This is a genomic window from Kitasatospora sp. NPDC090308 (assembly GCF_044769485.1).
In the GTDB taxonomy this organism is placed as follows: domain Bacteria; phylum Actinomycetota; class Actinomycetes; order Streptomycetales; family Streptomycetaceae; genus Kitasatospora; species Kitasatospora fiedleri.
On sequence record NZ_JBIVXY010000023.1, the window covers coordinates 61,664 to 73,919 of the forward strand.

Annotated in this window: 12 protein-coding genes and 1 tRNA gene; 2 read left to right on the forward strand and 11 right to left on the reverse strand. The window is 73.5% G+C overall.

The window, feature by feature from the left end:
- Positions 1 to 6: 6 nt before the first annotated feature.
- The 10 genes from ACIQVD_RS32315 to ACIQVD_RS32360 form a co-directional block, all read right to left on the reverse strand.
- Positions 7 to 1,080, reverse strand: coding sequence for a polyprenyl synthetase family protein (locus tag ACIQVD_RS32315; RefSeq protein ID WP_400689121.1), 1,074 nt, complete (start codon positions 1,078 to 1,080; stop codon positions 7 to 9).
- A gap of 86 nt (positions 1,081 to 1,166) precedes the next feature.
- Positions 1,167 to 2,564, reverse strand: coding sequence for a hydroxysqualene dehydroxylase HpnE (gene hpnE, locus ACIQVD_RS32320; RefSeq protein WP_402292530.1), 1,398 nt, complete (start codon positions 2,562 to 2,564; stop codon positions 1,167 to 1,169).
- A 94-nt stretch (positions 2,565 to 2,658) separates the two neighbouring features.
- Entirely contained in the window at positions 2,659 to 3,516 is an 858-nt protein-coding gene (hpnD, locus tag ACIQVD_RS32325) for a presqualene diphosphate synthase HpnD (protein ID WP_400689285.1), read from the reverse strand.
- A 41-nt stretch (positions 3,517 to 3,557) separates the two neighbouring features.
- Positions 3,558 to 4,484 (reverse strand): squalene synthase HpnC, encoded by a 927-nt coding sequence (gene hpnC, locus ACIQVD_RS32330; protein WP_400689115.1) that lies wholly within the window; start codon positions 4,482 to 4,484, stop codon positions 3,558 to 3,560.
- A gap of 186 nt (positions 4,485 to 4,670) precedes the next feature.
- A complete protein-coding gene (locus ACIQVD_RS32335; protein WP_100835525.1) occupies positions 4,671 to 5,486 on the reverse strand; it encodes an ABC transporter ATP-binding protein in 816 nt (271 codons plus the stop codon).
- Positions 5,479 to 6,450 (reverse strand): ABC transporter permease, encoded by a 972-nt coding sequence (locus ACIQVD_RS32340; RefSeq protein WP_400689111.1) that lies wholly within the window; start codon positions 6,448 to 6,450, stop codon positions 5,479 to 5,481. Before ACIQVD_RS32340 ends, ACIQVD_RS32335 begins: the two co-directional genes overlap by 8 nt.
- Positions 6,451 to 6,571: 121 nt before the next feature.
- Positions 6,572 to 7,417: a glycosyltransferase gene (locus ACIQVD_RS32345; RefSeq protein WP_100838383.1), complete on the reverse strand. Its 846-nt coding sequence runs from the start codon at positions 7,415 to 7,417 to the stop codon at positions 6,572 to 6,574.
- A 35-nt stretch (positions 7,418 to 7,452) separates the two neighbouring features.
- Positions 7,453 to 8,190, reverse strand: coding sequence for a CDP-alcohol phosphatidyltransferase family protein (locus ACIQVD_RS32350; RefSeq protein ID WP_402292534.1), 738 nt, complete (start codon positions 8,188 to 8,190; stop codon positions 7,453 to 7,455).
- Positions 8,191 to 8,260: 70 nt separating this feature from the next.
- Positions 8,261 to 9,322 (reverse strand): iron-containing alcohol dehydrogenase family protein, encoded by a 1,062-nt coding sequence (locus tag ACIQVD_RS32355; RefSeq protein WP_100835528.1) that lies wholly within the window; start codon positions 9,320 to 9,322, stop codon positions 8,261 to 8,263.
- Complete coding sequence (locus tag ACIQVD_RS32360) at positions 9,310 to 10,065, reverse strand: sugar phosphate nucleotidyltransferase (protein WP_400689107.1); 756 nt, start codon at positions 10,063 to 10,065, stop codon at positions 9,310 to 9,312. Before ACIQVD_RS32360 ends, ACIQVD_RS32355 begins: the two co-directional genes overlap by 13 nt.
- Positions 10,066 to 10,526: 461 nt before the next feature.
- Here ACIQVD_RS32360 and idi point away from each other — a divergent pair, with 461 nt between their 5' ends.
- Positions 10,527 to 11,138, forward strand: coding sequence for an isopentenyl-diphosphate Delta-isomerase (idi, locus tag ACIQVD_RS32365; protein WP_400689104.1), 612 nt, complete (start codon positions 10,527 to 10,529; stop codon positions 11,136 to 11,138).
- A gap of 33 nt (positions 11,139 to 11,171) precedes the next feature.
- Here the strand turns inward: idi and ACIQVD_RS32370 are convergent, their stop codons facing one another.
- The gene (locus ACIQVD_RS32370; protein ID WP_400689101.1) at positions 11,172 to 11,714 is read right to left on the reverse strand and encodes an ATP-binding protein; all 543 of its coding nucleotides are present in this window, start codon (positions 11,712 to 11,714) and stop codon (positions 11,172 to 11,174) included.
- Positions 11,715 to 12,168: 454 nt separating this feature from the next.
- On the opposite strand from ACIQVD_RS32370, the gene ACIQVD_RS32375 reads away from it, so the two are divergent.
- Positions 12,169 to 12,256 (forward strand) — tRNA-Leu (locus tag ACIQVD_RS32375).

The window sequence follows — 12,256 nt, forward strand, 5'->3', positions numbered from 1 at the left end:
CTTACGTCACCTCTCTCTGACCACCACGAATTCGGCGAGTGCGACGAAGTGCTCGCGCACCTCGTCGGCCATCGACACCTCGCCGAGGGCGGCGAGGGCGGTGTCGTACTGGCGGCGGGCCTCTTCCTGGGTCCAGGCCCGTCCGCCGGCCTGCTCGATCAGCGCGGCGCGGGCGGCGAGCGTCTGCTCGCTCTCCTCGCCGCGGCCGGTCGGGTCGGCCAGCTGTGCGGCCAGCTCGCGGGAGGCGGTGCCCCCCTCGGCCAGCGCGGCGCACACCGGCAGCGACTTCTTGCGCGACTGGAGGTCGCTCCAGTGCGGCTTGCCGGTCACTTCGGTGGCGCCCCAGATGCCCAGCAGGTCGTCCACCGCCTGGAACGCCAGGCCCAGGTGGTGGCCGTACCGCTGGAGCGCGCCGGAGACCCGGTCGTCGGCCCCGGCCAGCACGGCGCCGATCGCGGCCGAGGCCGCCAGCAGGGCGCCGGTCTTGCCGCCCTCCATGGCCAGGCACTCCTCGACCGTCACGACGTCGCGCTGCTCGAACGAGACGTCCAGCGCCTGGCCGTCGATCAGCCCCCGGGTGGCGGTGGTGATCAGCCGGACCGCGCGGGCGGCGTCGGCCGGGTCGGCCCCGCCGGTCACCGCGGCGTCCAGCAGGACCTCGGTGCCGAGGGTGGCCAGCGCGTCGCCGGCCAGCACGGCCTGGGCCGGGCCGAACACCGTCCAGGCGGTGGCCCGGTGCCTGCGCGTCTCGTCACCGTCCATCAGATCATCATGGAGCAGCGAGAAGTTGTGCACCAGCTCCACCGACACGCCGCCCGGTACGCCCACCCGCGCGTCGGCGCCCACCGCCTCGGCCGACAGCAGGGCCAGCGCCGGGCGCACGGCCTTGCCGCCGTCGCCCGCGGCCGGCCGGCCGTCCCGGTCGATCCAGCCGAAGTGGTAGGCGGCGACGGTGTCCATCGGTGCCGCCAAACGGGCGATGGCCGCGCGCATCGGCGGCGTGCAGAGCGTGCGTCCGCGCGCCAGCAGGTCCAGGACGGTCGGGGTGTCCTCGACCGTCGAGCCGGTGCGTGCCTCCACGTGCGTTCCCTCTCGGTGCGTCCGCCCGGCCGCGGCGGGCGGCCGTCCGGTTGTGGTGTCGGTGGTCGGGGAGTGGGGGCTCGGCGTCATCGGGGCCACCGCCCGTCCCCCCGGTCGACCGGGAGCCGGCCGTGGCCGGACAGGGCGGCGTCGGCGGCGGCGTGGCCGCTGCGCACCGCGCCCTCCATGGTGGCCGGCCAGCCGGTGGCCGTCCAGGACCCGGCGAGCAGGACGCCGGGCAGGTCGGTGCGCGCGCCGGGGCGCAGCCGGGCGGTGCCGGGCGCCGGGTCGAAGGTGGCGGTGCGCTCCCGGGTGACGAAGAAGTCCAGCACCCCGGCGCCGCGGGCCGCGGGCAGCAGCCGCTCCAGCTCCGGCAGGTAGCGGGCGCGCAGCTCGGCGACCGGCAGGTCGATCTCGTCCTCGGCGGCGGACTGCGAGAGCGCCAGGTACTGGGCGCCGGGGACGGCCAGGCCGGAGTGCCGGGTGCGGTCGAAGACGAACTGCACCGGGGAGCCGAGCGCCGCGAAGAACGGGCGGCGGATCAGCGGCCGGTCGTAGACCACGTGCACGTTGAGGATCGGGGCGGTGCCGAAGTCGGCCAGCCGCCGCTGGTCGGGGATCGCGCCGGGCGGCAGCAGGGCGGCCGCGGTGTCCTGGGCGCCGGCCAGCACCACGGTGTCCGCGGTGAGCAGTTCGCCGCCCTCCAGCCGGACGGCGTGCGGTTCGGCGGCCTTCAGCTCGGCGGCCCGGGTGCGCAGCAGCACCCGGACGCCGGCCCGCTCCAGCTCGGCCAGCGCCCGGTCGTGGTGGATCTCGCCGAGCGGGACGGCGGCGGTGCCGATGTCGGCGGCGCCGGGGTCGGAGAGCAGGCCGGTCTGGAACACCGTCGCGGCCAGCGCCATCGAGGTGCGGTCGGCGGTGGCGTTCAGGGTGGCCACGCCGACCAGGTCCCAGACGGCGGCCACGGTGGCCGGGGTCTGGCCGTGCCGGCGCAGCCAGTCGCCGAAGGAGACGTCGTCCAGCGCCGGGTCGGTGAGGTCGAGCTTCTGCAGGGCGAGCGCGCCGCGCACCACCCGCAGCCGGTCGGCCGGGCTCAGGTGGCGGTAGGTGGCCAGGCTGCCGGCCAGGTGCAGCGGGACGGGCAGGTCGGCGCGGCGCAGCCGGCCCAGGGTGCGGGTGCCGTCGGGGGCGAGGGCGAGCACCGGGACGTCCAGCCGGGGCTGGATCTCGACCAGCCGGCCGGCGCCGAGCCGGTCGACCAGGCCGCGGTAGGCGGTGCAGCAGCGCAGGTAGACGTGCTGGCCGTTGTCCACGGTCAGTTCGCCGCGCTTGAAGGAGAAGGCCAGGCCGCCGAGCCGGGGCCGGGCCTCCAGCAGGGTGGTGCGCACGCCCGCGTCGGCCAGGCGGAGGGCGGCGGTGATCCCGGCCAGGCCGCCGCCGACCACCACGGCGGTGCGCCCGCGCGGCGCTGTCGGCGTGCTCATCGGCCCTCCCGGACGGCAGTGGACGGTGGGCACAACAACGTGCGCATGCGTCGTGATTCCCTGTTGACACAGCGTGACAGAACTGGCGCGAGAATCAAGAACGCCCTCCGGCGAGCCCGGACAGTGCCACGTACGCCTTCTCCCAGCCGGGCAGCGAGACCCGGCCGCGGAGCACCGAGTGCGGGTCGGCGGCGATCCGGCCGAGCAGGCGGTGGTAGATGCCGGCCATCGCGGCGGTGGCGGCGCGGCTGCGGCGGTCGAGCATCGGCAGCAGCCGCAGGCCCTCCTCGAAGGCGCGCTGGGCGCGTTCGGCCTCGAAGGCGACCAGGCCGGTGAAGTCGGCGTCGGCCGGGAGGGCGGCCGGGGCGAAGCCCGCCCGGCAGCCGAACCGGTCCAGGTCCTCGGTGGGCAGGTAGGTGCGGCCGTTCAGGGCGTCCTCGCGCAGGTCGCGCAGGATGTTGGTGAGCTGCAGGGCCAGGCCCAGGGTGTCGGCGTACTCGGCGCCGCGCTCCCACTCGTCGCAGCCGTAGACGCCCAGCGAGAGGCGGCCGATCGAGCCGGCCACGCAGCGGCAGTAGACCTTGAGCTCGTCGTAGGTGCGGTACTCGACGCCCTTGAGGTCCATCTCGACGCCGTCGATCAGCTCGTCGAAGCCGTCGAGCGGGATCGGGAAGCGGCGGGCCGCGTCGGCCAGCGCGACCTTGATCGGGTCGGTGTCCTCCTCGGCGACGACGCCCGCCCGGACCTCGTCCAGCAGGGCGCGGGTGCGGGCCAGTGCCTCGGCCTTCTGCCCGTCGGGCAGTTCGCCGTCGCCGATGTCGTCGACCCGGCGGGCCAGCGCGTACAGCGCCGACATCGCCAGCCGCTTGGCCTCGGGCAGCAGCCGGATGCCGTAGCTGAAGTTGCGGGCCTGCAGGGCGGTGACCGCCTCGCAGTACCGGTACGCCGCCATGACCGGCGCGGACGCCAGTGGTGATGCCCCCACGCGGGCGCTCACCTTCCCTTCACGAAGAGTGCCGCCGCCCGGCCGGCCAGGCGGCGCTTGTCGGGCTTCGCCCGGTGCGCGAGCACGTCGAACCCGACCGCCTCGATGGCGTCCAGGGCCGCGTACCCGCCGGCGGTGAATCCCGCCAGCAGCAGTCGGAGCCTCCCGTGAACCGTACCCACCAGGGGCGCGCCGCGGTCGAGCAGGGTCCGGGCCCGGCTCGCCTCCCAGGCGACCAGCTGGCGCACGCCGCGGGAGGCGGTGTCGGCGGCGAGGTCGCGCTCGGTGACGCCGAAGGCCGCCAGGTCCTCCAGCGGGAGGTAGATCCGGCCGCGGTCGAGGTCCTCGGCGACGTCCTGGAGGTGCTCGACGATCTGCAGCGCGGTGCAGATCGCGTCGGACAGCTCGGTCCGCTCCGGGGTGGCCCGGCCGGCCAGCGCCAGCACCAGGCGGCCGACCGGGTCGGCGGAGAGCGTGCAGTAGTGGCGCAGGTCCGCGTAGCCGGGGTAGCGGGTGGTGGTCTGGTCCACCCGGTTGGCCTCGATCAGCCGGCGGAACGGCTCGGGGGTGACGGCGTGCCGCTCGATCAGCGGGACCAGCCGGCGCATCAGCGGGTGCCGGGGCTCGGCCGGGTCGGCGCCCAGGACGGTGCCGTGCGGGGACCGGTCGCCGCCGAGGGCGGTGGCGAAGGCGCGGTCGAGGTCGCGCTCCAGGCCGTCGAGCAGGGCGAGCCGGAAGCCCTCGTCCGCGGGCGTGCCCGGCACGTCCAGCAGCCGGGCGACGGCGGCCGGGTCGGCGAGGTCGCCGTCCCCCGCGTCGTCGACCAGGCGGGCGAAGCCGTAGACCGCCATCAGGTCGCCGCGCCAGGCGGCGGGCAGGAAGCCGGGGGCGACCGGGAAGTTCTCCAGGTCGGCCTTGTCCAGCGTCACCGCCATTGTCCGGTTATCTGACTTAGTTGCATCCGACACTGCCGTCACTCCCCCGTTCTACACCGGGCCGCACCGCCACCGCGCCACGGACACGCTTCCGCCACCGCGCCTTCACCCGCCGCACGGCGCAGGGCCGGTGCCCGGGGATCCGCTCCCCGCGCACCGGCCCTGCGCCGTGCGACCCGCCCCCGCTCAGGGGCGCTCGCCCTTCTCGTACCGGCGGACCACCTCGTCGGTGTGCCCGTCCATGATCAGCTCGCCGTGCTCGATCCAGATGGTGCGCTCGCAGACCTCGCGGATCGCGTTGTTGTCGTGGCTGACCAGGAAGACCGTGCCGGCCTCCTTGCGCAGCTCGTTGATCCGGGCCTTGGAGCGCTGCTGGAAGCCCTGGTCGCCGGTGGCGAGGGCCTCGTCGATCAGCAGCACGTCGTGGGTCTTCGCCGCCGCGATGGAGAACCGCAGGCGGGCGCCCATGCCGGAGGAGTACGTGCGCATCGGCAGCGAGATGAAGTCGCCCTTCTCGTTGATGCCCGAGAAGTCGACGATGTTCTGGTAGCGCTTGCGCACCTGGGCCGGGGACATGCCCATCGCCAGGCAGCCCAGCACCACGTTGCGCTCGCCGGTCAGGTCGTTCATCAGCGCCGCGTTGACGCCCAGCAGCGAGGGCTGGCCGTTGGTGTAGATGGCCCCCCGCTCGGTCGGCAGCAGGCCGGCGATGGCCGCCAGCATGGTCGACTTGCCGGAGCCGTTCGAGCCGATCAGGCCGATCGCCTCGCCCTTGTACGCGGTGAAGCTGATGCCGCGCACCGCGTGCACCTCGCGGATCGAGGGCGACTTCTTGCGGGTGATGATCCGGCTCAGCGCCGAGGTGGCGCTGCCCTTGCCGGAACCGGCGCCGTGCACCTTGTAGACGATGTGCACGTCGTCCACCACCACGGTGGGGACCCGGGCCTTGTCGGTGTCCACCGCGGTGGCCTCCTTGACGGTGTCGAGAGCTGCGTCAGCCACGGCCGTACTCCTCCTCTGCCTTCCAGAAGAACAGGAAACCGACGGCGAAGGCGACGACCGCCCAGGTGGTGGCCATGATCCAGATGTGGTCGGGCAGGATCAGCGCCTTCGGCAGCGCGTTGCCGTGGGCGTCCCAGCCGCCCGGGTAGAGCTTCTTGTCGAAGCTCTCGGGCATGAAGGCGTAGCGGATCAGGTCCATGTAGACCACGGCCGGGTTCCACGAGTAGAGCGTCTGCCAGAACGGCGGCCACTTCTCGATGAAGCTCGACACGCTGTACATCACGCCGGAGACGTACATCCAGGTGCGCAGCAGGAACGGCATCAGCTGCGAGATGTCGGAGGTCTTGGAGCCGATCCGGGCCATCACCAGGGCCAGACCGGTGTTGAACATCGACTGGAGCACCAGCGCCGGGATGATCAGCAGCCAGGTCGTGCCCGGGGTGATGCCGTTCAGCAGCACGATGACGACCAGCACCACCATCGAGATCAGCAACTGCTGGAGCTGGATGATGGTGAAGGCGATCGGCAGGCTGGCGCGCGGGAAGTGCAGCGCCCGGATCAGGCCCAGGTTGTCGGAGATCGACCGGGTGCCGGCCTGGATCGCGCTCTGCGAGAACTGGAAGATGAAGACGCCGATGCAGAGCCAGGCGATGTAGTTCGGGACGGTGTCCCGGTTGCTCATGATCAGGCCGAAGACCAGGTAGAACACCGCGCAGTTCAGCAGCGGGGTGAGCACCTGCCAGACCTGGCCGAGCTTCGCCGTGGTGTACTGCGCGACCAGCCGGGCGGTGGCGAACGCGCTGATGAAGGCGCGGCGGGCCCAGAGCTGGCGGACGTACTGGGACAGGCTCGGCCGCTTGCCGCTGACGGACAACCCGTACTTGTCCGCGAGCTGCTTCGGGGTCAGACCCGTGTCGGAACCCCTTGGTGCGGAGAGGTTGACCGGGTCACTCAGTGTCGACACATTCGTCCTTCAGGGGTCGAAATCCCCCGCCGAGGGGGGCGGGGCGGGGGACCGGGGTGTACCACGGGAGCTCTGGTGCGCTCGCGGCCGGACCGGGGGAAGGCGGACCGACCGGTTGCGATCAGATGATTGGCGGTCTGCCGAGCCTGGTCAAGCGCCAGACGGTGGACCACTTCATCGGCCGGCGCGGGCCGCAGGGCTCGCTCCAACCGGCCCGGAACCCGCCGAGCCACGCCTTCAGCGCCGCCCCGGAGGGACGCCTGAGCACGGTCAGCAGGAACCAGGTTCCCAAGTAGAGAGGCACCAGCGGGGCCGGAAGGTTCCGCCGGGCCAGCCAGACCCGGTTGCGGGCCACGTTGTGGAAGTACGCGGCGTGCCGGGCCGGGGAGGTCGCCGGGTGGTGCAGGACCACGTCCGGGCGGTAGTCGATCGACCAGCCGGCGTCCAGCGCCCGCCAGGCCAGGTCGGTCTCCTCGTGGGCGTAGAAGAACTCCGCGGGCAGCTGGCCGGCCTGCGGGAAGACCGCGCTGCGCACCGCGCTGGCGCCGCCCAGGAAGGTGGTCACCCGGGAGCCGTGCATCGGGTCGCTGGCCCGCAGCCGGGGCACGTGGCGGCGCTGGGTGGTGCCGGTCTCCGGGTCGGCGATCCGGAACGAGACGATGCCCAGCGCCGGGTCGGCGGTGAACGCCTCGCGCAGCAGCTTCGCCGAGTCGGTGTTCGGCAGCAGGCCGTCGTCGTCCAGGAAGAGCACCGCGTCGACGTCCCGGCCGTCCGGGCCGAACAGCTCGATGCCGACGTTGCGGCCGCCCGGGATGCCGAGGTTCTCGGGCAGCTCGACGCTGCGCACGCCCTCGGGCAGGACCGGCAGCGGGGCGCCGTTGCCGACCACCGCGAGCTCCACCGGCGGGCCCTGCTGGGCGCGCACCGACTCGATCAGGGCGTTCAGCTCGGCGGGCCGGTTGCCCATCGTGATGATGACCGCGCCGAGGCGGAAGTCGTCGCTCACCGCAGCCTGCTGGAGAGCACGATGGACAGCAGGTGCAGGACGGTCTGGAGCACCGCGATGGCGGCCAGCACCACGACGGCGAGCCGGGTGAAGAACAGGTCGCCGCGGACCGCGTCGGCGATGCCGGCGGCCAGGATGAACAGCGACGCCTCGACCGCGCCGACCAAGCGGTGGAACTTGAGCAGCGAGGCGGCCCGGCGGGCCTTGGCGACCGCGGTCGAGCGCGGCACCGAGGCGCTGTCCTCGACGGCGGTCAGGCCGGAGCGGGCCCGGGCCACGTCCACCAGGTCGGTCTCGGACTTGATCAGGATCGCGCCGAGCGCGGCCAGCGTGCCCAGGAAGGCCCACTGCCAGGCGGCGTGCGCGCCCTCGCGGTGGAACAGGTCGGCGGCCCGCAGGCCCAGGCCGGTGAGCAGCGCGGCCTCGGACATGTAGTGGCCGACCCGGTCCAGGTAGACGCCGGTCAGCGAGGTCTGCCGGCGCCAGCGGGCCACCTCGCCGTCCACGCAGTCCAGCAGCAGGTAGACCTGGATCAGCAGGGCGCCGAGGACCGCGCCGGTCAGGCCCGGGACCAGCAGGGCGACGCCGGCCAGGATGCCGGTGAGCATCATCAGGTAGGTCAGGCCGTTGGGCGTGATCACCGTGAAGGTCGACAGGACCCGGGTGATCCGCAGCGAGATCCGCCGCATGTAGAGGCGGCCCGCCCAGTGCTCCGCGCTGCGGCGCTGCAGCATGCCCTCGGGGTGGATCACCGCCCGCAGTTCCTCGATCGACGGGCGCCGGGTGAGGTCGACCGGCGGGCGTTCAGCTGTTGACGGCTTGGACATAGTCGGCGTACGCGTCCCTGATGTCTGTGACGGAGAGGTCGAGGTGTTCGAGGATGGTGAAGCGCCCCGGTCTGGTGTTCGGAGCGTAGTGCACCGCTTCGGTGAACTCCGCCTCGGTGAAGCCGAGCTGATCGGCGGTCACCGGCAGGCCGTGGAAGCGCAGGCGCTCCACGATCAGTCCGGACAGGTCCCGCTCGCCCCGCAGGTGGCAGGCGAAGGCCGCGCCGAGGCCGACCTGTTCGCCGTGCTGGCCGGGTCGCTTGGGGTGCAGCTCGACCAGGGCGTGCGAGATCTCGTGGCAGGCGCCCGAGCTGGGCCGGGTGCTGCCCGCGATGTTCATCGCGATGCCGGACAGTACCAGGGCTTCCGCCAGCGTCGTCAGCAGGTCCGGGTCCTCCAGGGTGCCCGGGTGCCGGAGCAGGTTCTCGCCGGCCGAACGGGCCATCGCCACGGCCAGTCCGTCGACCGGTTCGCCGGTGACCGCGTGCGAGAGCTCCCAGTCCGCGCAGGCGGAGATGTTGGAGACCGCGTCGCCGATCCCGCCCGCCACGAACCGCTTCGGGGCCTTGGCGATCACGTCCAGGTCGACGATGATGCCGATCGGGCTGGGCACCCCGTAGGAGCCGCGCCCGGCGTCGTTGTCCAGGGTGGAGACCGGGGAGCACAGGCCGTCGTGGGCCAGGTTGGTGGCGACCGCGACCACCGGCAGGCCGACCCGCGCCGCGGCGTACTTCGCCACGTCGATGATCTTGCCGCCGCCGAGGCCGACCAGCGCGTCGTAGTGGCCGCGGCGGATCTCGTCGGTCAGCCGCACCGCGCTGTCCAGGGTGCCGTCGGCGACCCGGTACCAGTCGGCGCCGGGCAGCGCCGGCTCCAGGCGCTCGCGCAGCAGCTCGCCGGAGCCGCCGCTGATCGCCACCGCGATCCGGCCGCCGGCCGACAGCCGCTGGTCGGCGAGGATGCCGCCGAGCGAGTCCAGGGCGCCCGCGCGGATCTCCACGAAGACCGGCGAGGGCACCAGGCGGGTCAGTACCGGCACGCGATCTCCCGGGCCTTGGCGAGGTCCTCGTGGTTGTCGACCTCGACCCAGGAGACCTCGCCGATCGGCTGCACGTCGACGGTCAGGCCGCGGTCGACCATCTCCTGGTAGCCGTCCTCGTAGTACAGCTGCGGGTCGCGCTCGTAGACCGCCTTCAGCGCGTCGGCCAGGGCGTCGGCGGCGGACGGGTTGATCACGGTGACGCCGATGTACTCGCCGGTGGCGTCCAGCGGGTCCATCAGCTTGGTGATCCGGCGCACCCCCAGCTCGGGGTCGACGACGACCTTCATCTCCTCGTCGGCGAGCTTCTTCACGGTGTCCAGCGCGAGCAGGATGCCGGGGGCCCGGCCCTCCTTGATCCGGCGGTCGTTGCCGTCCAGCATGGTGCGCTGCACCGAGGCCGGGTGCACGGTGTCGCCGTTGGCCAGCAGCAGGCCCTCGGCGAACAGCTCGCGGGCGCACCAGAGCGAGTAGGCGTTGTTCCACTCCTCGGCCTTGTCGTTCTCGACCAGGGTGAGCTTGACGCCGTACCTGCGCTCCAGCGCCTCCCGGCGCTCGCGGACCGCCTCCTGGCGGTAGCCCACCACGATCGCCGCCTCGCGCAGGCCGACCTCGGCGAAGTTCCCCAGCGTCAGGTCGAGCACCGTCCGCTCCCCGTCCACCGGCACCAGCGCCTTGGGCAGGGTGTCGGTGTAGGGGCGGAGCCGGCGGCCGGCGCCGGCGGCCAGGACGAGGCCGATCATGCGGGACTCCACGTTCTCTCGGGTGCCGCGGGCGCCGATCCGGACCGGTCGTTCCGGATCGGTCGGTGCCGTGCGGGCCTGGTGCGGCCGCGGCTGCGGCGCGCCGAGCGGGCGGCCGCTGCGGGCCGCCCGGTGTCACTGATGGTAGGCGACCTCGGCGACCTGCCAGAACGCGGGCCCGCACGGCGCCGGTGATCGTTCGGGGGAGGTCGGTGAACGTCCGGTGACCGGGGTGGACCGCCGGTCGAACACTTCTGCCGGTGGTCCCGTCCTCCCGCCCCGGGGTGTGCGTCGCGGCCCCGCGACGGGTGGGGCATGCGGCAGACTTGGGCCCCGACGCCGTCGCCCGGACCGGCCGGTCCGGGCCGACGCGCGTGCAGCCGACCCCAAGGACCGGGGCGGGCAGCCGCGGACCGCACGGCCCGGGCGGCGGCCCCGGTCCACGTGCCGAAAGGGGCATTGTGCCCATGAGCCCTGCCGTCAGCCCGACCGAGCCCCTCTCGCCGGAACTGGCCCCCCCGCCCTCGGCCGCGCCCGGCGAGATCCTGCTGGAACTGGTCGACGACGACGGCGCGACCATCGGGACCGGCGAGAAGCTCTGGGCGCACCAGCAGCCGGGCCGGCTGCACCGGGCGTTCTCGGTCTTCCTCTTCGACCGCCAGGGCCGGCTGCTGCTCCAGCGCCGGGCCCTCGGCAAGTACCACTCCCCCGGCGTCTGGTCGAACACCTGCTGCGGCCACCCCTACCCGGGCGAGCAGCCCTTCACCGCCGCCGCCCGCCGCACCGCGGAGGAGCTGGGCGCCGCGCCGGCCCTGCTCTGCGAGGCGGGCACCGTCCGCTACGACCTGCCCGACGAGGCGTCCGGGCTGATCGAGCGGGAGTGGAACCACCTGTTCGTCGGGCTGGTCACCGCCGAGCTGGAGCCGGACCCGGAGGAGATCGAGGACACCCGGTTCGTGACCGCGGCGGAGCTGCGCGAGCTGCGGGCCGAGAAGCCGTTCTCGGTGTGGTTCGAGACGGTCTTCGAGGCCGCGCTGCCGGGCATCCGGGAGATCGCCGGGCACGACTGGTAGGAGCGGCCCTCCCGGCCCGGTCCGGTGGTCGTCTCAGTTGTCGTCGTCGTCGGGGTCGGCCTCCGGGCCCGCCCCGGCGGCGGGCAGCGGCAGGCTGGCCCAGATCACCTTGCCGCCGTCCTCGGTGCGCTCCACGTCGCACTCCCCGCCCGCCTGCAGGGTGATGCTCTTGACCAGCAGCAGCCCGCGCCCGCCCGGCCGGGCCGGGTCGTTCTCCTGCGCCTTGGGGCGGTACGGGTGGCGGTCGACCACCGAGATCCGCACCCGGTCCGCGCCGATGGCCAGCTCGCACACCACCTCGGGCGAGAGCACCGCCGCGTGCGTGACGGCGTTGGAGACCAGCTCGGAGACGATCAGCAGCAGGTCGTCCACCAGCTCCTGGTAGCGCTCCCCCGCCATCCCCTGGGCCAGCAGCCGGTCGCGCACCGCGTGCCGGGTGCGCGGCACCGACGCCTCGTGGGAGAGCGCCGAGAAGCGCCACACCCCGGTCTCCGGGCCCGGCGCGGGCCGGGGACCGGGCGCGCGGCCCGGCCACCAGCTCGCGGCGTCGGGGACCGCCTTGTCCGTCTGTTCCACTGCATGCCGCCCTTCACGCGGTGACGGGAGGCTCCCGCGCCGGGGTCCGACCGGCGGCGGCTGTCGGGAATCGGGCGTTCCGCTCAAGGCTCCCTGGTGCACAGAGGCTAGGAGAGCACTCCCCGGCGACCCGCACCGGGACTGGAACTACGCGTGTCGTGAAGGTTCCCGACCGATTCGGTACGCGTTCTGCGCCGTCCTGGCCGGTCCCGTCCCGCCACGGGCCCACTGTTGCCGCCAGAACGCCCGTCCGAAATCGCCCGCGCCCCCGCCCACCAGCGCAATCACCCGCCGGACCACCGCCTCGCCGCCCGGCTTGTCCGGTTCCGCCCCGTTCGCCGCGCGGCGGCCGTCCCGGCACCCTAAAACGCAGGTGAGAAGCACTCCCCGGGCCTGGTAGTGTTCTCTCTGTCGCCAGGGGGCAGCCGCGAGGAAGCCCTGAGGTGAACACCCGGTCCGGGTGGCGGAATGGCAGACGCGCTAGCTTGAGGTGCTAGTGCCCTTTATCGGGCGTGGGGGTTCAAGTCCCCCCTCGGACACCA